Consider the following 23032-nt stretch of genomic DNA (forward strand, 5'->3'; position numbering starts at 1 on the left):
GCGGCGCGCTGCCCGCGCTCGCGGCCATTGCATCGCTGCGCGATGAAGGTGTGCGCGGCGCGTTGCTGGGCGCATACGGCGACTATGCGCGCCTGCAACGCGCCCGCTTCGACGGGATGGGTGAGCGGGTGCGTGCCGTGCTCGAAGGCGCGGCGCGCCTCGATCAAACCTGAGCCGACAGATAGCTCAGTTCCCGCTGCGCACTAACCTGCTTGACCGCCTGCGCGGTGCCGACATACGAAAGCCCCGACGTGCGCGAGGCCGAATTCGACTCGTAGCTGTACAGCACGTGATTCGTCCAGCTTGCCGGCGACTCGAGCAGACGCGCGATCTCGCCGCGAATCCGCAGCATCTCCCTCTGCTCGTCGGCGCTCGGCGTGCGGCCGCCCTGCTCGTACATGCGCAGCGTGCCGCGATACGCGTTGATCTCGGCGGCCGCCTGCGGCACGATGCGCTGCCGCTCGCCGTAGTACTGATTGCCGCGAGTCGCGTTGAGCTTGACCTTGGTCTGGTACAGGTTCAACGCCGCCTGGTCGCCGTTCATCGAATGAGTCCATTCATCATTGCGACTGTCGATGTATTGCAGGTAGTTGCCGACGCTCGTGAACTCGGTATCGCGATAGGTGCGCTCGGGCACGATGTCGCCGCTTTCTTCATAGAGCCGCAGCGTCGAACCGGTGCCGGTCTGCATCAGGGTCGTGCCGAAGCCCACCAGCGGCGCGCTCGAAAACGACAGTGAGTTGAACGGCCCGACGTTGCCGATCGGCGCGGGCGGCGGGCTCGCCACCAGCGTGGCGCTGCCGTTGACCGCGAAGCGATGCCCGCTGCTCGATTTGTCGACGTTGCGCGCGCCGCTCTGATCCGTCGCATGTGCCTTGCTCGAACTGAGCACGGCCTCGGCCGTGACGAGCGGCCCGAACTTGACGTTGGCCGGGCTCACGTAACGCGCGCCACCCGTCACGGCAACCGAGCCGTAATTCGAACGGCTCTTGTTGTCGACCCAGCCGATCGACACGTCAGGATCGGCAAAGAACTTGTCCGCCATGCCGTTCCACATTTCGTCCTTGGTGCGCGGCAGTTGTCCTCCGGGACCGGCTCCGCCGAGCGTGCGCACCACGTCGGTCATCTTGCCGCGCCACGCCTCGGGGTCGTTGCTGCCGGTCTGGTCGAACGGCGTGCGGATCACCACGCCGCGGGGATTGCTGGTGTCGCGTCCGCCGATCACGGACCCGTAGCCGCTTGCCATCGCCTTGCCGCCGGCGAGCGACCAGCCGATGAAGCCGCCCACACCCAGGTGGGCGGACTTGCGGTTGTCGGTGCCGATGAACATCTCGCCGTGATGCGAGGTGGAGCCGACTTCGAGTAGCGCGTGACGGCCTTTCAGATAGCGCACGTCCGGCGCCACCGACGCGCTCGGCGCGCCGACGAGCCCGAGCGCGGTCGCGATATTCTCGGAGATGTTCGCGTCCAGCCCATACACGCCGCCGCTCGACATCTGCACGCTCCACGTTTTCGGCACGTTTTCGACCAGATGGCACAACGAATCGATATTGCCTTGCGGCGTGGCCGGCGTCGCCACTGGATCCTGGCGGATCGCCTGCATACGGTCGAGATTTTCGCCGAGCGTGCGGCCGGTCGCGCCGATCGGCGCATTCATGTCCGCGCCCGATTCGGTGGCCCAGGCGCGCAGCGTCTCGGCGTTCATGTTCGGCAGATCGCGGAACGCCGGGCTGTCGCGCACCGTGTTCCTGTCGACGTTCAGCGCGCCGGCAACGTCGCGCGCAATCTGGTTTCGCTGCAGACGGCCGAATTTGGTGTCGTCGCGCAACCAGCCCTTGGTGCCGATGCTCGCCTTCCAGTTGCGCAGCGCGGCGGCGCGCACGGCGGCGTTCATCGTCGCATTGTTCGGCGCTTCGCCGCGCCGCCGTTGCTGCCCGTTCACCACCTGCGTATTTAGCGCATCGACCACCGTATCGATGGATTGCAGCGTGCTGAAGTCCTTGTCCGGATGGTCCATCAGTCCGCCGGCAGTACCCATGCCGAGCGCCGAGATCGGGTCCTTCTCGTGGCCGAAGCTCTGCTTGACGCCGCTGCGAAAGCGCTGCGCCGTGCGGTTCATCCACGAACCGGTGCGTGCCGAGGTGGCATTGCGCTGCGCGTGCTTGACCACCGAGAACATCCGGTTCTGCACCTGGCCGACATCGGCTTCGGCGATCCCGTTGCGATGCGCCAGGTACGCCGAACGCAAACGCGTGTCCGGTTGCGCGCGCGGATTGTCGAGCAGCGCGTTGCCGCACAGCATCGCCTTGGCGGTCTGCGTATGCGGCGCCAGCGCGAGGCTGATCGCGGCTTGCTGCTGGCTTTGCGCGACCTGGGTGTTGGGGTCGCGTTCGGCGGCCGGCAGCATGGCGTTGGCCGCTTCGCCGAGTTCACGCAGCGAGCCGGGTTTTTCCATGCCGTTCGGCCATGCCGACAACAGTGTGTCCGCGGCGCGCCAGGTTTGCCAGTCGGCTTGCGCGTGGACCTTGCGGTCGCGCTCGGTGGGCGCCTGGAGATTGCCGCCCAGCGGCGGCGCCGCCTCGACGTCGCGCAGCGCGTGGAAAGCGGCTTGCGAGCGCGCCATCGCGCAGCGGGTGGCAAACGCATCGCGCGCCTGCTGCGCGTTGGGATGCGCGATCGTGCCTTGCAGCACGCCGAGCACGTCGTTCGCGCGCTGCACGTTGCCGCCCGTCGCTTCCGCCAGCGCGTGACCGAGAAAGCGCGCCTTGGCGAGCGGCGGATCGCCGCGCCGCGCTTGTGGAATCGCTTCGCGGATGTCGTGCAGCAGCGCGTTGCGGTCGGTTTCGAACTGGGTGCCCGGTTCGGCCGGAAAGCTCGCGGCAAGATGCGCGTCGGCCGCGGCCTCGTTGCGCAGTTCGGTGCTCGCTTGCGACGCGGCGCGTTCGTTCTTGCCGACCGCGCTCTTCACATTGGTGTTGTTGTGCGATTTGACGCCAAGCGGAGTGCTCGCGTTGGGCTTCGGCGTGTGCATCTGCTTCGCGCTCGGCTCGATCTCCGGCGCGGGCCGCGACGCCCGCACCGTCGTGCGCGTATGAAACGGCGTATAGGCGCGGCTCGCGCCGCTGCCGGTCAGGTCGTTGAAGGGCGAGCCTTGCGGCATCGGGTCACTGCGCGTCTGCCCCGTTGCAAGCGGCGTCTGCACCGGCGCGCTGGGCAGATGGTTGCGCAATGCGCGCAGCTTGTCGAGCGGGCCGCCGACCACGCGCGTTTCGGGCAGGGGCGTATTGGCCTGCGGCTGATTCGGCTGTGGGGCCGCGGGTTGCTGCTGTTGCTGAACCGGCGGCGCGCCGCGTGAGAAAGGGTTGCGAATCCCGAATGGCACGAGCGGTCTCCCAGGTGAGGACGGTCGCATCGGCTGATTGCCGACGATGACGAATTTTCATCGCCACGTCACACGGCGGTGCTGCAAGTCCGAAGTTTGGAACGAGGATGCGAACGTGTCGGCGGCGAATGGGGCGCGCGGGCAAGCGTGTCATGCGTGCTGAATGGGTTCAGCGCCTTATTCACCACGCGCTTCACCACGTTAGCGTGGCTTCCCATTGCGGGCGCGCCGCCGCTGCTCGCTGCGCGCCCGCTCCAGGCGCATCGCCGGCGAATGCGGGCATCACGTCGCGTGCGAAGCGGCGCATCGATTCCATCGCCATGTCGTGCGGCATCGAACCGAACCAGAAACTTGCGCTGAAGTAGTCGCAACCGAGCCCGCCTTGAATGCGGCGCAACTGGCGGATACATTCGTCGGCGGTGCCGATCACGAGGAAATCGTTGCGCAGCACGTCGTCGGAGGGTTCGTCGGGCAGGGGCTGCGCCGGCACCATGCCGTCCACCACGTCACCCATATCGTGACGCAGGCGCAGCGTCGCGCGTCCGTTCCAGCGGGCATGCTCGACGGCCTCGCGGGCCTGCGCTTCGTTTTGTGCGACGAACACCGGCCGCTGTGTGCCGATGCGTACTGTCGAGAGCGCGGTGGCGAGGTCCGGATAGTGGCGCCGTACGTCGGTCAGCTTCGAAATGGGTTCGAGCACGCCGGTGAAGAGGTTTGCGCGTCGCCGCACGGCCTGTTCGACCGACTCGCGTCGGCTTGAATTGACGACCAGCCACACCGGCATCGCGCGTTGCAGCGGTTGCGGCACGAGGCCGGTGCGGGGAATGCTGAAGTGTTCGCCGTGATGCGAGAACAGAGGTTCGCGTAGGGCCTGCAATAGCACGTCGATCGCTTCGTCGTCGCGGGCCGAGGTGGCGCCTTTGACAAGTTGGAAGCGCTCGTACTGGTAGCGCTGATAGCCGCTGCCGAGGCCGGCCTCGACGCGTCCGCCGCTCAGCACGTCGAGCGTGGCGAGTTCTTCCGCGATCACGAGCGGATGATGCAGCGGCACCGGCACGATCGCCGGGCCGAGACGCAGATGGCGGGTGCGCGCGGCGATATGGGACAGCAGCATCAGCGGCCGCGACGAGTGCGAATAGTTGGTGAAGTGATGTTCGGCAAGCCACAGGTGGCTGAAACCGAGCGTATCGGCGGCTTCGGCCATGGCGATCGCGCGCTGGTACATCTCGGCGGCGGGCTTTGGCTCGGGCGCGGGCAGCGTCATGAACAGACCAAATTGCATCATCGACTCCCATGTACAGCAGTCGGCCGGCGTCAGCGCCTGAGCAGCGCTACCGCGGTCCCATTCAACGGGGGGTTACCGCGAGGCCTGATTCGCAGGCAGTGCAGCAGGCGCGTGGCCCCTCGCGCGGTAGAACATATACGTCGCGCCGTACGGCACGAGCAGATGCGCGCCTTCGAGTTCGCACAACGGTTGTGGCGGCAAACCGCCCGAGGTGTCGATGCGCTGGATCGAGCTGACGTCGGCGAAACGGCCTTCGCCGGGGCGTGGGGCGGCGACGAAGCGGGCCGTGTAGCGCACCCAGGTCAGCGCATTCGCACCAACCTGGCTTTCGGCGACGATATTGCCGATCACGTAGCTGCCGTCGTAGGAGAGGAAGTAACGGCCCGGCGCGACGGTGCCGACGCTCTTTCCTGCGGCGTCGACGAGAATTGCTTCGGAGCCCAGAGGATCCCAGGCCAGTTGCGTACCGTCGCGGGCGACGCCGGGCAGCGTGTCCGGCCGCGCGGTCACGCCGAAGGCGGGCGGGCTCGTCCTGATGCGCCGGCACACGTAGGTTTCGTCGCCGTGGGTGGTCATGACTTCCTGGAGTACTTCGTCCTGGCTGGCGCGCAATGCCGCGGGTAGGGATTCGTCGGAGGTCGGCGGCGGTTTGGGCGCCGTCGCGCAGCCGGTGAGGGCGAGCAGGCAGCAAGCCATGAGGCACAGCGTCGAGGGGCGCGGCGGCTGCACGGGGCGGGGCGGAAAACCGGTCATGGGAGCAAGGGGCGGGCGGGCAATATTGGCATCACACCTGATCCGGCGCGCTACTGCCTCGCTCGATACGAAAGACTGGATCGAAAACCGCACGCAGGTACGACGGGCACACATACTTGCCGGGCAGGACGGCAGGACGGCAGGACGGCAGGACGGCAGGACGGCAGGACGGCAGGACGGCAGGACGGCAGGACGGCAGGACGGCAGGACGGCAGGACGGCAGGACGGCAGCGGCCGCGGCAAACGGCAAACGGCAAACGGCAAACGGCAAACGGCAAACGGCAAACGGCAAACGGCAAACGGCAAACGGCAAACGGCAAGGCGCCGGTGGTTCGCATGAGTATGCATTCATTCGCGCCTCAGTCGAACCGTGCCCGGGCCCGGCGGGATACTGGCCTCGCTTGCCGCAGCGCCCGCCATCTGGCGGGACAGCTTCTGCGCAACGCCCTCTGCGCACAACGGCCCGAGAGCCCACCCGAACCGGCGATGGAATTGAATCTTCCGAATCCTCCGCGTCCTGCTTTCGCTTCTTCGTCCGGCCCCGATCCGCGGCTATCCATGCTGGCCGTCGATAACGAGCGCGCCTATGTCTACCTGGCCATGATCCGCCGCTACATTGGCGGCGCGGCCGACCTCGATGATCCCGCGCATCGCGCGGCGGCTCGAGCGGCGCCGATCACCGCCGACGATTGCGCCGAGCGGCTCGCCGAGGCGGACCGTGTGTTCGCTGAATGGCTCGCGCCGCGCCGCTGCTCGGCTGCCGATATCGCCGGCATCGAGCCCACACGCATGGCGCACGCGCTCAACCACATGCACCAGGAGTCACGCCGTCTGACGATGTGCGATGACGTGCTGCTCGATAACGTCGTCGAGTTGGCGCGCGTGGTGATCGACGAACGCGTGCCCGGCGACTTCATCGAAACCGGCGTATGGCGCGGCGGCGTGACGATTCTGATGCGTGCCGCGCTGACCGCGTTCGGCGGCGTCGGCCGCGGCGTGTGGGTGGCCGATTCGTTCGCGGGCCTGCCCGCGCCGGACCCGGTCACCGACCTGCGCGATGCGATCTGGCATCACCTGATGCGCGCGGTCGGCCTCCTGCGCAGCGATCTGGCGACCGTGCGCGAGGCTTTCGCGCGCGTGGGTCTGCTCGATCGCCGGGTGCGCTTTCTGCCCGGCTGGTTCGCCGACACATTGCCGGATGCGCCGATCGAGCGCCTTGCGTTGATGCGGCTCGATGGCGACTGGTACGAGTCGACCCGTGTCGCGCTCGAGTCCTTGTATCCGCGTCTTTCACCGGGCGGCTTCGTGATCGTCGACGACTATGGTCTGCCGACCGGCTGCGCGCGCGCCGTCGACGAATACCGTAGCGCGCATCGCATCGATGCGCCGCTGATGCGTGTCAATGCTCAGGCGGTGTACTGGCGCAAGCCATGGTGAACATGATCGCGCATGACGAACGCAGCGCGCTTCTGGAAGCGCGGCTCGGCGAACATTACGTGGCGCCGCCGCAAGTGACCACCGTGGATCTGATCGTCAGCGATCGTGCAGAGGCCAGCCGCCGTTTCACTTTCGGTTGGCGAATCGAGTCGGCGCCAATCCCGCGTGGCGACACGCACGGCGCCGCAGCTCGCATCACGCTGAAGCGGGCCTTGCTGAGCGCAATGCTCGACGACCCCACCGGCTTCGATCCCCGCAGTGCCGTGGCCACGGCGCTCGGCGGCGTGCGGATCGATGGCGCCGAGCGGCTCGCCGCCTACTGGCTGCAACTGCTCAAGCGGCCCTCGGCAATGGCGCGCATGGCGCTCGAGCGAGCCCAACGGCGCGCACCCGCTGCGCTGGAGACGGTGGCGTCGCTGCGGGCGAGCGGCTGCAGCGGCACGAGCCTGCATGCGGCACTGGCGGACACGCTCGAGGCATCCATCCCGCTGGTGTTGCGCGGCATGGTGAGCTGGCCCGAAGTCGCGTGGACGCTGGACGATTGGCGCACCCAGGAGGGTGCGACGGTGCTGCGCGCGGACCCGTCGAGCGGCCTTGCGCAAACTGTCGCCGACTTTATCGACGGGTTCGTCGCGCCGCATGCTCCCGGCGCCGGCGCTGCGACCTACACGGAAGGCTGCCTGCTACCGCCCGCATGGGAAGCGCGCTTTTGCCTGCCGCTGCTGCCGGCGCGCCTGTTCGGCGCCGGACAACTCTGGTTCGGGCGGGCCAGCGCCGCCGCACTGGTCACGCGGTTGCATTGCGATCTGGCGAATTCGTTTCTCGCGCAGCTCCACGGCCGCAAGCGCGTGCGGCTCTATGCGCCGGCTCAGGAACGCGCCGTCTACGCGGTCGATGCGTTCAACACGTATCGTCCTTGCCGCGTCGACGTGGCAGCCCCGGACCTGACGCGCTTTCCGCGCTTTGCCGATGCGCTCGGCGTGGATGTCATGCTCGAACCGGGTGACCTGCTGGTGATTCCGACGGGCTGGTTTCACTGCGTCTGGGCGCTGGATCATGTGCTGTCGATCAGCCGGTTTGCCGACGACGTAACCTAGGCAACGCTGCTTGACAGGACCCCTTCAACATCGATTGCATCGAATACGACGAGGACCGGATGATCGGCACAACCCCAGGCGACTCGCCCCGCGCGCGCTTTTTTTCCCTTCGTACGCAGCATGGCCGTGACCGCGCTGCTCGCGTCGGCGGCGGCGCTTGGCCCGGTGTCCGCGCAGGCGCAGGCTTCGGCGGCCATGACGCAGGTCTGCACGACGCGCGCGAACAACGCGAAGCTGATCGCGCAGGACCGCGATGCCGGCGTCAGCAAGGAAGACGAGTTGCGCAAGGCGCAGCGCGTAGCGGCGGCGATGCCGATCGAACGGCAGTTGTACGCACAGGCGGAATTGACCACCTTTATCGATCGTCTTTACGGGCAGTACGCCAAAACGCCGCCGCAACAGGCCTACGACAAGTATCTCGCCTACTGCGAAGCGCAGGCCGCGCGAGGCGCCGCGCAGGTTCAGTGATGCGTGGCGCGGGTTGCCGCGGCACGCGGGCGTGTTTGCCGGTGTGTCGTTTCTGCTGCCGCGAACGCCTCTTAGCCAGGACATGGCTTCGCATTTTCGGCCCGCTGTTCGCGTGGGCCGGAACCGGAGCCGACCGCCCAATTAGCATTAGACGACCCCGGACCGCCGCTGTGCTCCGCTTCATTTCCGCCTGACCGGCGGCGGTCTGTTTCTCCTTGCCGAGGATCCCATGACCGCTATCGCCAACGACACCGTCTCCAGTCTTGCCACGCCGAGCTTCGACGCTTCGTTTTCTACAGAAGATCAGTCCATCCAGCAGTTGGAGCAGCAAGTCGATGCGATGATCAATCAGGCGTTGCAGCAGAGTTCGTCGTCGGTGGGACAGAACGCAATGGCACAAAGTGCGTCGGGCACGCTCGCGAGCTACATGAACCAGAACGGCATCAAGTCGCTCAATCCAAACCAGCTTTATCAGCTGGCCAACAATCCGCCTGCGGGCACACCGCCCGAAGTGTCGTCGGCGGCGGCGTACATGTTGCAGAACCCGGATGTCTACAAGCAGATCGAAACGCACGACGTGGCAGGTGCGGACGGCATTTCCGGCGTAGGCAACTTCGAGTGGGCGGCGCAGGGCGGGCTCGACAGCGAGCCCGCGCCGGGCGCAACCGACACGATGAATTCGATCTCCACCCAGGGCGCCATGATGGGCGCACAAAGCGCGGCCGGTGCGCTCGCGAGCTACATGAGCCAGAACGGCATCTCGTCGCTCGATCCGAACCAGCTTTATAAGCTGGCCAACAATCCGCCCGCCGGCACGCCGTCCGATGTGTCGGCCGCGGCTTCCTACATGCTGCAGAACCCGGATGTCTACAAGCAGATCGAGACGCACGACGTGTCCGGCGCCGACGGTGTTTCCGGCGTGGGCAACTTCCAGTGGGCCGCGCAAGGCGGTCTCGACCAGACGGTTTCCGGCAGCGGTTCGTTCAACCTGCCCAACCTGAGCACGGACCTGGCGCTGAACTCGCCCAATCTGAATTTTCAGCAGACGCTGTCCGTCTGATCGCGCGAGGGTGCGGCGGCTCTCCGCTTGCAACTCGCCGAATCAATCCGGACAAGAGGGGCAACGCCAGCGCGCATCTGCTCGCGAAATGCCTGTCCAGCTTGCCCGGACATCACTGTTCCGCCTGGTGCGAACAGGCATGCCGCTCACTCGTGTGCGTGCTAGCGCGCCGCGCCACGTCGGCGTGGCCGGCCGCTAGCTGTCCGGCCACGGCCGGCGTCGTCCGGCTCCGCAAACATCGTCATGCGCTGCAGGATCCAGTTGAGCAACTCATGGGCAGCCGCCACGAGTGGGCGGCCGGATTTGACGAGTAGTCGCGCCTTGATGCCGCGAAACAATGGGTGGTCGATGGGTACGACGGCCAGGTCGCCCGCCGCGATCTCGCGATACGCAGCGAATTCTCCCACGAGCGTGATGAAGTTATCAGAAGCGACGATGCGCTTGAGCGCGGTCAGCGAATTCGTGGTGAGGGCAGGGCGAATCTCGATGTTCTCGGCAAACTCCAGCATCTTGGCCGCGTGGCCAATTCCGAAGTTGCCCGGCATCAACGCGAGGGGATAAGCGAGCAGGTCTTCGACGCTTGCCGGCGTGCCTCTCAGTGCCAGCGGATGCTCCGATCGAACCAGCAAGACGATGGGCTGCGAGGAACTGGCGCGATATTCAATCCGCGCATGGGGCGGCGGATTGTAAGCCAGCCCGATATGGGCGCGGCTCTCGGCCACTTCGGCCAACACGTCGTCGACCGGCAGCATATCCACGCCAATGTCCAGCTTGGGATAGTGCGCACAGAACGGGGCGATCACCTCGTCGATCAGCGCGTCGACATACCCTTCGCTGATAGCCAGTTGAACATGGCCTTGCTGAAGACCTTTCATGGCATGAAGCTGGTCCTCCAGTTTCTCCTGCTGCGACCGATACCCTCTCCAGAATTCGAGCAGATGCGCCGCCGCCTCGGTAGGCGTCACGCCGCGCGCCTGGCGCTCGAATAGCGTGGCGCCGAGTTCGTCCTCCAGCAGCTTGATCTGCCGCGTAATGACGGAGGGCGACGTGTTCAGACTATCCGCCGCCCCGCGAATCGTGCCGTGAGTCAACACCTCATAAAAATAGCGCAGGCGCTGCTGATTGATTTCCCTCATGCCGGTCTCCCGTCGACGCTGTCGTTGCTCTGTAGGCAACGATACGTGAACTTAGTTGCTGTTGCTAGTCCGGCTCGGAGTTGCCACCATGCGCATACAGGATGAACTGAACAAGACGTTCGACATGGAGGCTGGCATGGCAACAATTCAACCCGCGGCGACCCGCTGGAACGACGTTCCCGCGCTCTATGCCAGGCTCAACTTCAGGCTGCTGCCGTTTCTTCTGCTTTGTTATCTGTTCGCTTATCTGGATCGGGTGAACGTGGGTTTCGCCAAGTTGCAGATGCAAAGCGACCTGGGCTTTTCCGATGCCGCTTACGGCGTTGGCGCCGGCATCTTCTTTCTGGGCTACGTGCTGTTCGAACTGCCGAGCAACCTGATGCTGCCGAAAATCGGCGCACGGAAAACCTTCTTCCGCATCCTCGTGCTGTGGGGCATTACCTCGGCATGCATGCTGTTTGTGCGCAACGTGCAGATGTTCTACGGAATGCGCTTTCTGCTCGGCATCTTCGAGGCGGGGTTTGCGCCGGGCATGATCTTTTATCTTTCGCGCTGGTACGGTCCCTCACGTATGGCCCGCGCAATCGCGATCGTGTTTCTCGCCGGCCCGATCGGCGGCATTGTGGGCGGCCCGCTCTCCGCGTGGCTGATGACGAGCCTCGCCGGCAAAGCGGGTCTCGCCGGCTGGCAGTGGATGTTCCTCGTGGAAGGTCTGCCGTGCATCGTGCTGGGCGTGCTCACGCTGTTCGTGCTGTCGGATCGGCCCGCCGAGGCCAACTGGCTGAACGATGACGAGAAGCGCCTGCTCGAATCCGAACTCGTAGCCGTGCCCGCTGGAGACCATTCGTTCAAGGCTGTTCTGCGCAGCCCGAGGATTTATCTGCTGGCTTGCGCGTACTTTTGCATCATCGCATCGATCTACGCCATGAGTTTCTGGCTGCCGACCATCGTGAAGTCGCAAGGTGTCGACGATACGATCCGGCTCGGCTGGTATGCGGCGATTCCCTACGTCGGCGCCGCGTTCGGCATGTACCTGATCGGCCGCCGTTCGGATGCGCGTCGCGAACGGCGTTATCACAGCTCCGTGCCGGCGTTGCTCGCCGCCATCTTGCTTTCGTTGTCCGTCTTGACCGACGGCCATCTCGTCGCCACGCTCGTTCTGCTGACATTCGCCATAACCATGCTGTGGATGGCGTACACGGTGTTCTGGGCGATCCCATCCGAATTTATCAAGGGCGACGCGGCCGCGGGTGGCATTGCCCTGATCAATACGATCGGCCTGTCTGGTGGATTCTGGGGACCCGCGATCATCGGCTGGGCCAAGACGGCGACCGGCAACCTCCATCTTGGACTCCTGATCGTCGCCGGTCTGGCGCTATGCGGCGCCGTGCTGCTCTTCGCGAACAGGTTGCCTTCAGAATAACGGGCGGGGCAGGTCCAGCTCCGGATAAGGATGCTCGTTGACGGTTATCCGCAGGTGTCGTCGATGAGCCGCAGTCAACCCTATTGCGCCGCGTTTCCTGCGGGTAGCGGCGAAAGCGAGAACTTCAAATGCTTTTGTACCAGTCAACATGGGTCGAAGTCGGGCAGTACCTCGAACGAAGCCGTTCGATCGTCGTGCCGATCGGCTCGAACGAGCAGCACGGTCCCACGGGTCTTTTGGGCACGGACTGGCTGTGCCCGGAAATCATCGCGCACGAAGCCGAGAAGAGCGCTGACATCCTGATTGCGCCGACCTTCAACATCGGTATGGCGCAGCATCACCTGGGCTTTCCGGGGACCATCTCGCTGCGGCCCTCGACTTTCATGGCCGCGATCGGCGACTGGACACGCTCGCTCGCGGGTCACGGCTTCGAGAAGATCCTGTTTCTGAACGGCCATGGCGGCAACGTCGCGTCGATCGAAGCCGCTTTCTCCGAGATCTATGCTGAGGCCAGTTTCGCTAAACGCCGCGCGGGGTTCGCGCTGAAGCTGTGCAACTGGTGGGATCTGGAAGGCGTCGGCGAACTGGCGCGAGAGCAGTTTCCCGAAGGGCATGGCATCCATGCCACGCCCTCCGAAATCGCCATTACGCAATGGGCGCTTCCCGAGTCGATCAAGACGGCCAGCTACTCGCCAAAGATCGCACCATCGGGACCGATTCGCGAGGCGCTCGAATTCCGCGCGCGCTATTCCGATGGACGGATGGGCTCCGATCCGGGGCTCGCCTCTCCGGAAAAGGGCGGCGCGCTGGTCAAGCTCGCCGCACAAAGCCTGATCCGCGAGATGGATGCGTTCAGCCGCGAAAGCGTACCGGACTGACAGCTTGCGCTAATGAAGATCCTGATTGCCGGTTTTCAGCACGAAACCAATACGTTCGCGCCCACCCGCGCCGGCTGGGAAAATTTTCTGCAAGGCGAGGGCTTTCCTGCGCTCGCGCGCGGTGCCGGCGTACTGGATCTGCGTGGCGTCAACGTTCCGGTCGCCGGTTTCATCCGGCACGCCGAGGGCGCCGGACACGAGTTGGTCCCGGTGATCTGGGCAGGCGCGAGTGCGTCGGCCCATGTGACGCGAGACGCTTATGAACGGATCGCGGGCAGCATTTTGCTGGCCGTCGAGACCGAGACGTTCGACGCCATTTATCTCGACCTGCATGGCGCAATGGTCGCCGAGCACACCGACGACGGCGAAGGCGAACTGCTGGAGCGCATCCGGTTAGCCGTCGGCGCTAGCGTTCCGGTCGTCGTCACGCTGGATCTGCACGCGAACGTGACCCAGCGAATGCTGAACTACGCCGACGCCCTTGTCGGCTATCGGACCTATCCGCATGTCGACATGGCACAAACAGGGGAGCGCGCGGCGCGCATTCTCGACGATCTGTTGACCAATGGGCGACCGCTCAAGCGGGCGGCGCGGCGCATTCCGTTTCTGATTCCCATCAACGCGATGTGCACGCTCGTCGAACCCGCACGCGGCGTGTATGAACTCATGACCTCGCTCGAACGCGACACGATTGCTTCGCTATCCTTCGCACCGGGGTTCCCGGCGGCCGACTTTCCGGAGTGCGGGCCCATGATCTGGGGCTACGGATATGACGAAGCAGCGTTGACGGCGGCTATCGACACCTTGTTCGAACGCATCGCCGCGCACGAAGCGTTGTGGGCGGTTCGCTTCCTCACGCCGGACCAGGCGGTGATCGACGCCATGCAGCGCAGCCGCAGCGCACGGCGGCCCGTGGTCATTGCCGATACACAGGACAACCCGGGAGCAGGGGGCGATTCGAACACGATGTTCATGGCGCGCGCGCTGTTGCGCCACGGCGCGGCCGATGCCGCGCTCGGCATGATCTGGGACGCACCGGCGGCAGCCGCGGCCCATCGGGCAGGCGTGGGCGCGACGCTCGAACTCGCGTTGGGAGGCCGGTCGGGCGTGCCTGGAGACGAACCGCTGGCAGCAAGGTTTTACGTCGAACATGTTTCGGACGGACATTTCCGCTTTGACGGACCGATGATGAACGGAATGCCGGGCGATCTTGGGCCTGTGGCATGCCTTCGCATCGACGGGGTGAGGATAGCGGTGAGTTCGATCAAGACGCAGATGTTCGAGCAGAACCTGTATCGCGCGGCGGGGATCGAGCCGTCACGAATGAAGATTCTAGTCAACAAGAGTTCAGTGCACTTCCGCGCGGACTTTCAGGCGATTGCCGACACGATCCTCGTCGCCAAAGCACCCGGTCCCATGGCCGCCGATCCTTCCGATCTGCCGTGGCGGCGACTCGATCCGCGAATTCGTGTGAGTCCGAACGGGAAGTCGCTGGGCGAACTCGGCGCGATGGTGTTCGATTCGACCGCGTTGTAGGCATCGCGTCAGCGTGGTTTCATTGCCCGAAGCCAAAGCATTTCATCTTGATCACCCCACTATTTAAGGAGCATGTCATGGTCCAACAGGACGTTTACGCCAGACTCAAGGAACTCGGCATCGAGTTGCCGCTTGCCGGCGCACCCGCGGCCGCCTACGTGATGAGTGCGCAAAGCGGCAATATGATCTTTCTGTCCGGCCATATCGCGAAGAAGGACGGCAAAGTGTGGGCAGGTAAGTTCGGCAGCAACCTGACAACGGAAGAAGGGCGCATCGCCGCGCGCTCGATCGCCATCGATCTGCTCGCGACGCTGCACGCGCACGTGGGCGACCTTAATCGCGTGACGCGGATCGTCAAGCTGATGAGTCTTGTCAATTCAACGCCGGACTTCGTCGAGCAACATCTGGTGACGAATGGTGCGTCGGAATTGCTGGCGGAGGTATTTGGCGAGCGCGGCAAGCATGCGCGCTCGGCCTTCGGCGTGGCGCAGATTCCGTTGGGCGCGTGTGTGGAACTTGAGATGAACGTCGAGATAGGTTAACGACGTCGCTGGTCACAGCCGCGCCTGCGCAGTCCCGGCAGACCTCGGTAGTCGTCAGAATCGCCATGGCGCCATGGAGGCGCGATCGCGATGCGGTCAGAAGAAGGCGGCGCTGCATTCACCGTCAGTCTGCGCGCGCCGCCGATCGCGATTCCCCACACGTCCCACCTATTCCCGCCCCAGTGCGACAAACCGTTCGAGATGGTGGTCTTCATCGCCGAGTTGATGATCGATCATCACGAGACGCTTTGCATAATGAGCGAGCGGCAGTTCCCACGTCATGCCGATTCCACCGTGCAACTGAATGCATTCCTCCGCCACGCGCGTGCCGATTCGCCCGATGCTGTACTTGGCCGCCGACACCGCGCGCTCCCGCTGCCGGGGTTCGGCGCCGAGCGCCGCGGCCGCGTTGATCACCGCCGAGCGCGCCTGTTCGATCTCGAGCAGGAGATCGGCCATCCGATGCTGCAGTGCCTGAAAGCTGCCGATCGGCACGCCGAACTGCTTGCGCGTGCGCAGATACTCTAGCGTGTAGTCTTTAGCGACATCCATCGCGCCGATCGCTTCGGAACACAAGGCCAGCACACCGCAGCCAACCGCGTACTCGAGCGTTGCAAAGCCCGCGCCCGCGGTGCCGAGCAATGCGTCGTCGTTGAGCGTGACGTTGTCGAAGGTCACTTCGGCCGCGCGCCCGCCGTCGATCCTGGGATAGCCACGCACACTGAGGCCGGCCGCATCGCGCGGTACGAGAAAGAGCGACACGCCGGCTTCGTCGTCGTCATCACCGCTCGTGCGCGCCGAGACCAGAAAGAGCGAAGCATGCTCGCCGTGCTGCACGACCGCTTTCGCGCCGTTCAGTTGCCACGCGTCGCCGCTGCGCTGCGCGCGCGTGGTCACGCGGGCCAGTTCGTAGTGGCTGTCTGGCTCGCCGTGCGCGAGCGCAACGATTCGCGAGCCGTCGATCAAGTCACCGAGCACAGCCTTCTGCGCCTCGTCGCCGCTGCGCGCAATCGCGCGGCCGACAATCAGCGTATCCAGAAACGGTTCGACCACGAGGCCGCTGCCGAGGCTCTCGAACACCACGGCGATATCGAAACCGCCGCCGCCAAAACCGCCGTCCGCTTCATCGAACAATGCGCCGATCACCCCGAGTTCGGCAAAGCGGCTCCATAACTCGCTGCTATAGCCTTGTGCCGAACGCGCGATCCGGTCGCGCGTCTCAAAGCCGTATTGCTCGCTGACAAAACGATTGAGCGTGTCCGCCAGCATGCGGCGGTCTTCGGTGTGCTGGAAATTCATGACGTGCGCCCCTTACAGTCCCAGGATCATTTTGGAAATGATGTTCTTCTGGATTTCGTTCGAACCGCCGAAGATCGACAGCTTGCGATTGTTGAAATAGAGCGAGGCGGCGCTCGCGGCTTCGTCGGGGCCGACCGGCGTGCCTTCGAAACCGTCCTGCAAGGCTTCCTCGACGAACGGCTGCGCATAAGGACCCATGGCGCGGCGCGTGAGCGACGAGATTTCCTGGCGAATCTCGGTGCCGCGAATCTTCAGCATCGAGCTTTCGGCACCGGGCACGCCGCCGCCGGCCACCGCCGCGATCACGCGCAGGTTGGTGGTCTTCATGTTCTCCAGATCGATTTCAACCCGCGCCATGCGCGCGGCGAACGCGGGGTCTTCCGCGAGCGGCCGGCCGTTGCGCAGCTGTTTCGCGGCGATCTTGCGCAGCCGGTTGAAGGCGGCCACCGAGAAGCCGACGCCCGCGATATTGGTGCGCTCATACGTGAGCAGGTACTTGGCGTAAGTCCAGCCTTTGTTCTCTTCGCCGACCAGGTTTTCCACCGGCACGCGCACGTCGGTGAAAAACACTTCGTTGACTTCGTGCTCGCCGTCGAGCGTGATGATCGGGCGCACTTCGACACCCGGCGTGTTCATGTCGATCAGCAGAAAACTGATGCCTTCCTGTTTGCGCACGTCGGTGGCGCTGCGCACGAGGCAGAAGATCATGTTCGCGTAGTGGCCGAGCGTGGTCCACGTTTTCTGGCCGTTGACGATGTAGTGCTCGCCTTGCGCATCCGTGCCGCGCACCGCGCTGGTTTTGACCGAGGCGAGATCGGAGCCGGCGCCCGGTTCCGAGTAGCCCTGGCACCACCAGTCCGAGCCGTCGAGAATGCGCGGCAGCCAATGGCGTTTTTGCGCTTCGCTGCCGTATTTGATCAGCACCGGGCCGAGCATGTTGACGCCGAACGGCACCACGCGCGGCGCGCCGGCCAGCGCGCATTCGTTTTCGAAGATGAATTTTTGCACCGGGTTCCAACCCGGGCCGCCGTACTCTTTCGGCCAGTGATTCGCGAGCCAGCCTTGCGCGTTGAGAATGGTGTGCCACGCGGCCATGTCATCGCGCGTGAGACGGCGGCCGCCGTGCACCTTGGCGGCGAGACGCGGCGGGAGTTTGTCGCGCAAGAAGGCCTGCACGTCGGCGCGGAAGGCTTCTTCCTCGGGAGTGAAGTTCAGATCCATGGCGGGTTGTTCCGAAGAGGGTTGGCCGACCGGCGTGGACAATGCAACGCCGGTCGATTCGTATCGATGATGCGCCGGCTCAGGCGGTCTGATTCAGGCTCGCGAAATCGGCGCCGCGTTCCACCAGTTCGATCAGCAGCGGCGAGGCTTTCCAGAACAGCGGGTCCTCCTTGGCGAACTCGCGGATGTCGGCGAGGATCTTCGGCAGGCCGACCGTATCCGCGTATTTCATCGGGCCGCCGCGATAGCGCGGAAAGCCGTAGCCATACAGGAAGGTCACATCGACATCCAGAGGCCGCAGCGCGATCCGCTCATGCACGACGTTGGCGCCTTCGTTGATCATTGCGGCCATATAGCGGCGGATGATTTCGTCGTCGGTAAAACTGCGCGGCGTGATGCCGGCGCGTGCGCGTTCGGCGTCGATAATCGCTTCGACTTCGGGATCAGGCGTGCCGCTGCGTGAACCTTCGGAATACAGATAAAAACCGCGTCCGGTTTTCTGGCCGAACCAGCCGCGCTCGCACAGGCGATCGGCGATCTGCACATAACGTGCTGCGGGATTGCGCGTAGCCGCGCGCCGCTTGCGTGCCGCCCAGCCGATGTCGCCGCCCGCGAGATCCACCACCTGGAACGGTCCCATCGGAAAGCCGAACGCGCGCACGGCCGTATCGATCTGATAGGGCGAGGCGCCGTCTTCCATCATGGCGTCCGCGGCGCTGCGATACACGGCCAGCACCCGGTTGCCGATAAAGCCATCGCATACGCCGGCGCGCACCGGTGTCTTGCGCAACTTCCTGGCGAGTTCGAACGCGGTGGCGACCACGTCCGCGCTGACCTGTTTCGGCACCACCACTTCCAGCAGCTTCATGATGTTGGCGGGGGAGAAGAAGTGCAGGCCGATCACGTCAGCGGGGCGCGAAATGCTCGCGGCCAGTGCGTCGATGTCGAGATACGACGTGTTGGTCGCGAGCACGGCGCCTGCTTTGCACACGCGATCGAGTTCGGCGAACACGGCCTGTTTGACGGCGAGGTCTTCGAAGACGGCTTCGATCACGAGATCCGCGTCGGCGAGCGCATCGTACGACGTGCTGCCGCTCCAGCGCGTCATGACCGCAGCCTTCTTTTCTGCGCTCATGCGGCCTTTGCCGATCAGGCCGTCATAGACTTTTTCGATGTGCGCTCGGCCACGCGCAAGCGACGCGTCATCGCGTTCGATCATCGTCACCGGCAAGCCAGCGTCGAGCACCGCGACGGCGATGCCCGCGCCCATCGTGCCGCCTCCCACCACGCCGATCGTGTTCAGCGCGCGCGGTTTGGCCTCGCGCGTTTCGGGCGCCTTGAGCACCTCTCGCTCGGCAAAGAACGCGTGAATCAGGCCGGCACGTTGCGGGCTGTCGATGCATTCGAGGAACAGTTTGCGTTCGAGTCGCAGTCCTTCGTCGAAAGGCTGTTCGACGGCGGCTTCGACGGCGTCGACGATTTTCAGCGGCGAGAACAGGCCGCGCGATTTCTTCGCGGTTTCCGCGCGCGCCGCGGCGACCGCGGCGAGGCTCGCGGCACGATCGCCGAGCGCGGCCGCGTCGCGCGTGCGGCGCACCGGCGCGTGGGCGGCCAGCAACTCGTGCACATAGGCGAGCCCTTCGGCGAGGATGTCGTCGCTGCTGCCGAGGCGGTCGATCAGACCGAGCGCCAGCGCTTCCTTCGCGCTGGCGTGGCGGCCGCTCAGGATCAGATCGAGCGCGGCCTGGGCGCCGATCAGGCGCGGCGTGCGCTGCGTGCCGCCCGCGCCCGGCAGCAGGCCGAGTTGCACCTCAGGCAGGCCGAGCTTCGCGCCCTCGACGGCAATCCGGTAATGCGCCGCGAGCGCCACTTCCAGACCACCGCCGAGCGCCGCGCCATGAATCGCCGCGACCACCGGCTTCGTGCATGCCTCGATGCGGTTGCACACGTCCGGGAGCGTGGGCGGCACCGGCGGCTTGCCGAACTCGCGAATGTCCGCGCCGGCGATGAAATTGCGCCCCGCGCCGACGATCAACACGGCTTCCACGGCCTGATCGGCGTCGGCGGCTTCGACGGCGGCGAGCAGGCCACGCCGCACGTCGGCTGACAGCGCGTTGACCGGCGCATGGTCGATCGTCACGAGCAGCACCTTGCCGCGCAATTCGCGCGTCACAACGTCGGCCGAAGGGTTGAGGGTCATGATGTCGTCTCCTGACTGGTTATCGGTTGCACGCGGGAAAGCATGCCGGGTCTGGCGAATTCTCTGATTGTGGGTTGGTCAAGGTTTATTGACAATCACATGGGCGGTTGACAGACTGTCAAAGTTATTTTGACAAAGGTGCCGTCATGGACGTCAATTCCCTGACCTTGCTGGTAGACATTCTGGACGCCGGCAATCTCAGCGAAGCCGCGCGCCGGCTGAAAATGAGCCGCGCGAACGTGAGCTATCACCTGAACCAGCTGGAGCGTTCTGTCGGCCTGCAACTGGTGAGACGCACCACGCGCCGGGTCGAGCCGACTGAGATTGGCTTGCAGCTCTACGAGCACGGCCGCACGATCCAGAATGCGCTGCTCGCCGCGCGCGAATCCGTCGCCACGCTCGGACAAAGCCTGCAGGGCCGCGTACGGTTGAGCGTGCCGAGCGGTTACGGGCAACTCGTCATGTCGGAGTGGCTGATTGCGTTCAAGCGGCTTTATCCCGGCATCGTGCTCGACGTGATGTTCGAGAACCGCGTTGAAGACCTGATGCGCGACGAAGTCGATATCGCCGTGCGCGTGATGTCCGAGCCGCCGCAAAACCTGGTCGCGCGCGACATGGGGCCGGTCAGATACGTTGCGTGTGCGTCGCCGGCCTTTGCTGAAACGCATGGTATGCCGAAGCAACTCGACGATCTGCGCACGGCGCCGCTGATTACCGCGGCCGTGGTCGGCAGGCAGTTGCGCGTGGCCGCTTACTTGCGCGACGAGCGGCACGAAGTGCTGTTGGAGCCGACCCTCATCTCCGAGAACTTTCTGTTCCTGCGCGAGGCGGTGCTCGCGGGATTGGGCGTGGGCCTCGTGCCGGATTACGTGGTGCAGGACGACCTGCGCCGTGGCGAGATACTGACCGCGCTCGACGAATGGCGCTTGAGCATCTTCGGCACGCACATGTACATGCTGTATATGCCGAACCGGCATCACACGCGCGCGGCGGCGACGTTCATCGATTTCATCTTGCGGCAGGCGCATGGGGCGGGCAGAGGGTTGCCCGTGTCTTCGGCTACAGGGAGCGATGTGGCTGAATAATGCGCGAGGTCATAGAGAAACTGCGGATTTATCTTCAGCGGCGCACAGGTATGCTTAACGGAAGAGCGGCAATAGCGGTGCTCACCTGATAAAAACCGTGGCAACGGAGACCTGACATGAAATGGATCATCGGACTTGTAGCCGTGCTTGCACTCGCCGTGGCCTCGCTGATGATCTCACGCTTGCCCAGTGAAGATGCGATTCGCCTCGCCGGTTACGCGGCGACCGCCGCTTTTGCCGCGCTCGTCGGGTTTGTGCTGCGCTGGCGTGCCAACCGGGCGCAACAGCGGAGCAAGCGAACCGGGTAACGCGCAATTCGTCGATTCACCCGATTCGGCCGATGACTCGCTACATGCGCCGAACGCTCTCGCGCAATTCGTCGCCGAGAAAGTCGATAAACGTTCTCAGCTTGGCCGACAGGCGGTGCCGTTCCAGATAGATGGCGTGAATGTCCGCGTTCGGCAGCTTCCACTCGGTTATCAACGGTACCAGTTCGCCGCGCTGCAAATGACCGGCGACTTCCCACGCCGAGCGCACGGCGATGCCGCGGCCGTCGAGCGCCCACTTCAGGACCGCGCTGCCGTCGTTGCTGCTCAACGGCCCGTCCACCTTCACCGTCTCCGATTTCCTGCCGCGCGAGAAATGCCACGTGCCATATGCCGATTCGTTCTCGCGCAAGACGAGGCACGCGTGGCGCGTGAGATCGTGCGGCATTGCCGGCACGCCGTGGCGCTTCAGATATACCGGCGACGCGCACACGAGACGCTGGTTTTCCAGCAGCAAACGCGCATTGATGCGCGCATCCGGCACTTCGCCGAAGCGGATGCCGAGATCGAAGCCTTCTTCCTGCAGGCTGACCGGTCTGTCGGACAGATGCAATTGAATCTTCATCGACGGGAAACGCTCGCTGAAACGCGAGATCGCCGGGGCGACGTGCGCGCGACCGAACCCGAACGACGCGTTCACCCGCAACAGCCCGGCCGGTTCGGCGCGGCTCTGGGTGACCAGTTGTTCGAGTTCGGCGAGGTCGTCGAGAATGCGCGAGCCGTTCGCCAGATAGATCTCGCCCTCCGCCGTCAGACTGACGCGCCGCGTGGTGCGGTTCACTAGCCGCACGCCGAGGCGCTGCTCGAGTTGCGCGAGGCGCTTGCTGATCGACGGCGGCGTGACGCCGAGCTCGCGCGCGGCCGCGGCGAGATTGCGGTGACGTGCGACCAGCGCGAACAGATTCAGGTCGGAAAAGCCGTCCATCGATTCGTTCCTAAAAGTTAATTCCGGATTGCCTTGAGAGAAACCCTATCGCTGTAGGCATCAATTAGACTTCATTCAAACATGGGAGGCAACGATGTTTGAAGATTTCACAGATGCTTCGGCGCAGCTCGACGGGATCCGCATCAACGCGATCCGCGGCGGCACGGGGCCGGCTTTGCTGCTGCTGCACGGGCATCCGCAGACTCACGCGATCTGGCACAAGGTCGCGCCGACGCTGGCGCGGCATTTCACGGTGATCGCCGCCGATTTGCGCGGCTATGGCGACAGCGGCAAACCGCAAGGCGCCCACGATCACGCGAATTATTCGAAGCGCCGGATGGCCGCCGATCAGATCGCGCTGATGCGCGAGCAGGGGTTCAGCCGCTTCGCGGTGATGGGCCACGATCGTGGCGGGCGCGTCGCGGCTCGCATGGCGCTCGATCACCCGCGCACGGTGACGCGACTCGTGACACTCGATGTCGCGCCGACCCTTGCGATGTACGAACAAACCTCGTTCGACTTCGCGCGCGCTTACTGGCACTGGTTCTTTCTCGTGCGGCCCGCGCCGTTTCCCGAGACGCTGATTCGCGCGGACCCCGATCTCTACCTGAAGCAGACCATCGGCGCGCGCAGCGCCGGACTCGCTCCGTTTACGGATGCGGCCTACGCCGAGTATCTGCGCTGCCTGAGCGACCCCGCCACCGCACACGGTATCTGCGAGGACTACCGCGCGAGCATCACAATCGACCTCGAACATGACCGCGCATCGCTTGCTGAAGGGCAAAAGATCGAATGCGATCTGCTGGCGTTGTGGGGCGCCCATGGCGTGATCGAACAATGCTTCGAGCCGCTCGCCGAATGGCGGCAATGGTCCGCTCACGTAAGCGGCGCAGCACTGCCTTGCGGTCACTACATTCCCGAGGAAGCGCCCGAGTTGCTGCTCGAACGCGTTCTTCCGTTCCTGCAAGCCTAGCCGTTC

At 64.8% G+C, this 23032-nt stretch carries 18 protein-coding genes and 1 pseudogene; 11 read left to right on the forward strand and 8 right to left on the reverse strand.

Annotated features, from left to right (window positions below; genetic code table 11):
* Nucleotides 1–163: 163 nt before the first annotated feature.
* The 3 genes from P0D71_RS02250 to P0D71_RS02260 form a co-directional block, all read right to left on the reverse strand.
* Nucleotides 164–3382 carry a hypothetical protein gene (locus tag P0D71_RS02250; protein ID WP_408300488.1) on the reverse strand — a complete coding sequence of 1073 codons (3219 nt, stop codon included), beginning with the start codon at nucleotides 3380–3382 and terminating at the stop codon, nucleotides 164–166.
* A 193-nt stretch (nucleotides 3383–3575) separates the two neighbouring features.
* A complete protein-coding gene (locus P0D71_RS02255; RefSeq protein ID WP_408300490.1) occupies nucleotides 3576–4667 on the reverse strand; it encodes an LLM class flavin-dependent oxidoreductase in 1092 nt (363 codons plus the stop codon).
* Nucleotides 4668–4739: 72 nt separating this feature from the next.
* A complete protein-coding gene (locus tag P0D71_RS02260; protein ID WP_408300492.1) occupies nucleotides 4740–5363 on the reverse strand; it encodes a DUF3455 domain-containing protein in 624 nt (207 codons plus the stop codon).
* 543 nt (nucleotides 5364–5906) lie between these two features.
* Between P0D71_RS02260 and P0D71_RS02265 the strand changes: the two genes are divergently transcribed.
* From P0D71_RS02265 to P0D71_RS02280, 4 genes and pseudogenes are all read left to right on the forward strand, one after another.
* The gene (locus P0D71_RS02265; protein ID WP_408300494.1) at nucleotides 5907–6857 is read left to right on the forward strand and encodes a TylF/MycF/NovP-related O-methyltransferase; all 951 of its coding nucleotides are present in this window, start codon (nucleotides 5907–5909) and stop codon (nucleotides 6855–6857) included.
* Complete coding sequence (locus P0D71_RS02270; protein WP_408479164.1) at nucleotides 6851–7954, forward strand: cupin-like domain-containing protein; 1104 nt, start codon at nucleotides 6851–6853, stop codon at nucleotides 7952–7954. Before P0D71_RS02265 ends, P0D71_RS02270 begins: the two co-directional genes overlap by 7 nt.
* A 126-nt stretch (nucleotides 7955–8080) precedes the next feature.
* Entirely contained in the window at nucleotides 8081–8422 is a 342-nt protein-coding gene (locus P0D71_RS02275; RefSeq protein ID WP_408479166.1) for a hypothetical protein, read from the forward strand.
* 340 nt (nucleotides 8423–8762) lie between these two features.
* Nucleotides 8763–9386: pseudogene (locus P0D71_RS02280) on the forward strand (hypothetical protein); the annotation flags it as partial.
* Nucleotides 9387–9643: 257 nt separating this feature from the next.
* Here P0D71_RS02280 and P0D71_RS02285 read toward each other — a convergent pair.
* On the reverse strand, nucleotides 9644–10618 hold the full coding sequence (locus tag P0D71_RS02285; protein WP_091792720.1) for a LysR family transcriptional regulator: 975 nt from the start codon (nucleotides 10616–10618) through the stop codon (nucleotides 9644–9646).
* Between the two features lie 136 nt (nucleotides 10619–10754).
* Between P0D71_RS02285 and P0D71_RS02290 the strand changes: the two genes are divergently transcribed.
* From P0D71_RS02290 to P0D71_RS02305, 4 genes are all read left to right on the forward strand, one after another.
* A complete protein-coding gene (locus P0D71_RS02290; RefSeq protein WP_408479312.1) occupies nucleotides 10755–12041 on the forward strand; it encodes an MFS transporter in 1287 nt (428 codons plus the stop codon).
* Between the two features lie 128 nt (nucleotides 12042–12169).
* A complete protein-coding gene (locus P0D71_RS02295) occupies nucleotides 12170–12919 on the forward strand; it encodes a creatininase family protein (RefSeq protein WP_408479168.1) in 750 nt (249 codons plus the stop codon).
* Nucleotides 12920–12931: 12 nt separating this feature from the next.
* Nucleotides 12932–14455, forward strand: coding sequence for a M81 family metallopeptidase (locus P0D71_RS02300; protein WP_408479170.1), 1524 nt, complete (start codon nucleotides 12932–12934; stop codon nucleotides 14453–14455).
* Between the two features lie 77 nt (nucleotides 14456–14532).
* Nucleotides 14533–14997: a RidA family protein gene (locus tag P0D71_RS02305; protein WP_408479172.1), complete on the forward strand. Its 465-nt coding sequence runs from the start codon at nucleotides 14533–14535 to the stop codon at nucleotides 14995–14997.
* A 168-nt stretch (nucleotides 14998–15165) separates the two neighbouring features.
* Here P0D71_RS02305 and P0D71_RS02310 read toward each other — a convergent pair whose 3' ends face one another.
* The 3 genes from P0D71_RS02310 to P0D71_RS02320 form a co-directional block, all read right to left on the reverse strand.
* Nucleotides 15166–16296, reverse strand: a complete 1131-nt coding sequence (locus tag P0D71_RS02310) for an acyl-CoA dehydrogenase family protein (RefSeq protein WP_408479174.1) — start codon at nucleotides 16294–16296, stop codon at nucleotides 15166–15168.
* A 12-nt stretch (nucleotides 16297–16308) separates the two neighbouring features.
* On the reverse strand, nucleotides 16309–17517 hold the full coding sequence (locus P0D71_RS02315) for an acyl-CoA dehydrogenase family protein (RefSeq protein ID WP_408479176.1): 1209 nt from the start codon (nucleotides 17515–17517) through the stop codon (nucleotides 16309–16311).
* A gap of 79 nt (nucleotides 17518–17596) precedes the next feature.
* Nucleotides 17597–19717 carry a 3-hydroxyacyl-CoA dehydrogenase NAD-binding domain-containing protein gene (locus tag P0D71_RS02320; RefSeq protein ID WP_408479178.1) on the reverse strand — a complete coding sequence of 707 codons (2121 nt, stop codon included), beginning with the start codon at nucleotides 19715–19717 and terminating at the stop codon, nucleotides 17597–17599.
* A 146-nt stretch (nucleotides 19718–19863) separates the two neighbouring features.
* On the opposite strand from P0D71_RS02320, the gene P0D71_RS02325 reads away from it, so the two are divergent.
* Both P0D71_RS02325 and P0D71_RS02330 read left to right on the forward strand, forming a co-directional pair.
* Nucleotides 19864–20802, forward strand: coding sequence for a LysR family transcriptional regulator (locus P0D71_RS02325; RefSeq protein WP_408300512.1), 939 nt, complete (start codon nucleotides 19864–19866; stop codon nucleotides 20800–20802).
* A 116-nt stretch (nucleotides 20803–20918) separates the two neighbouring features.
* Nucleotides 20919–21110: a hypothetical protein gene (locus P0D71_RS02330; protein ID WP_408300514.1), complete on the forward strand. Its 192-nt coding sequence runs from the start codon at nucleotides 20919–20921 to the stop codon at nucleotides 21108–21110.
* 40 nt (nucleotides 21111–21150) lie between these two features.
* Here P0D71_RS02330 and P0D71_RS02335 read toward each other — a convergent pair whose 3' ends face one another.
* The gene (locus tag P0D71_RS02335) at nucleotides 21151–22053 is read right to left on the reverse strand and encodes a LysR family transcriptional regulator (protein WP_408479179.1); all 903 of its coding nucleotides are present in this window, start codon (nucleotides 22051–22053) and stop codon (nucleotides 21151–21153) included.
* A 94-nt stretch (nucleotides 22054–22147) separates the two neighbouring features.
* Here P0D71_RS02335 and P0D71_RS02340 point away from each other — a divergent pair, with 94 nt between their 5' ends.
* Nucleotides 22148–23026 (forward strand): alpha/beta fold hydrolase, encoded by an 879-nt coding sequence (locus P0D71_RS02340; RefSeq protein ID WP_408479180.1) that lies wholly within the window; start codon nucleotides 22148–22150, stop codon nucleotides 23024–23026.
* The last annotated feature ends 6 nt before the right edge of the window (nucleotides 23027–23032 follow it).

It is taken from the genome of Paraburkholderia sp. RL17-383-BIF-A (genome assembly GCF_046028015.1).
In the GTDB taxonomy this organism is placed as follows: Bacteria; Pseudomonadota; Gammaproteobacteria; order Burkholderiales; family Burkholderiaceae; genus Paraburkholderia.

Bases quoted from the DNA above. Each gene is read 5' to 3' on its own strand.
- P0D71_RS02255 (WP_408300490.1), bottom strand. From the start codon at position 4,667: ATGATGCAATTTGGTCTGTTCATGACGCTGCCCGCGCCCGAGCCAAAG.
- P0D71_RS02260 (WP_408300492.1), bottom strand. From the start codon at position 5,363: ATGGCTTGCTGCCTGCTCGCCCTCACCGGCTGCGCGACGGCGCCCAAA.
- P0D71_RS02265 (WP_408300494.1), top strand. From the start codon at position 5,907: ATGGAATTGAATCTTCCGAATCCTCCGCGTCCTGCTTTCGCTTCTTCG.
- P0D71_RS02270 (WP_408479164.1), top strand. From the start codon at position 6,851: ATGGTGAACATGATCGCGCATGACGAACGCAGCGCGCTTCTGGAAGCG.
- P0D71_RS02285 (WP_091792720.1), bottom strand. From the start codon at position 10,618: ATGAGGGAAATCAATCAGCAGCGCCTGCGCTATTTTTATGAGGTGTTG.
- P0D71_RS02290 (WP_408479312.1), top strand. From the start codon at position 10,755: ATGGCAACAATTCAACCCGCGGCGACCCGCTGGAACGACGTTCCCGCG.
- P0D71_RS02295 (WP_408479168.1), top strand. From the start codon at position 12,170: ATGCTTTTGTACCAGTCAACATGGGTCGAAGTCGGGCAGTACCTCGAA.
- P0D71_RS02300 (WP_408479170.1), top strand. From the start codon at position 12,932: ATGAAGATCCTGATTGCCGGTTTTCAGCACGAAACCAATACGTTCGCG.
- P0D71_RS02305 (WP_408479172.1), top strand. From the start codon at position 14,533: ATGGTCCAACAGGACGTTTACGCCAGACTCAAGGAACTCGGCATCGAG.
- P0D71_RS02310 (WP_408479174.1), bottom strand. From the start codon at position 16,296: ATGAATTTCCAGCACACCGAAGACCGCCGCATGCTGGCGGACACGCTC.
- P0D71_RS02315 (WP_408479176.1), bottom strand. From the start codon at position 17,517: ATGGATCTGAACTTCACTCCCGAGGAAGAAGCCTTCCGCGCCGACGTG.
- P0D71_RS02320 (WP_408479178.1), bottom strand. From the start codon at position 19,717: ATGACCCTCAACCCTTCGGCCGACGTTGTGACGCGCGAATTGCGCGGC.
- P0D71_RS02325 (WP_408300512.1), top strand. From the start codon at position 19,864: ATGGACGTCAATTCCCTGACCTTGCTGGTAGACATTCTGGACGCCGGC.
- P0D71_RS02330 (WP_408300514.1), top strand. From the start codon at position 20,919: ATGAAATGGATCATCGGACTTGTAGCCGTGCTTGCACTCGCCGTGGCC.
- P0D71_RS02335 (WP_408479179.1), bottom strand. From the start codon at position 22,053: ATGGACGGCTTTTCCGACCTGAATCTGTTCGCGCTGGTCGCACGTCAC.
- P0D71_RS02340 (WP_408479180.1), top strand. From the start codon at position 22,148: ATGTTTGAAGATTTCACAGATGCTTCGGCGCAGCTCGACGGGATCCGC.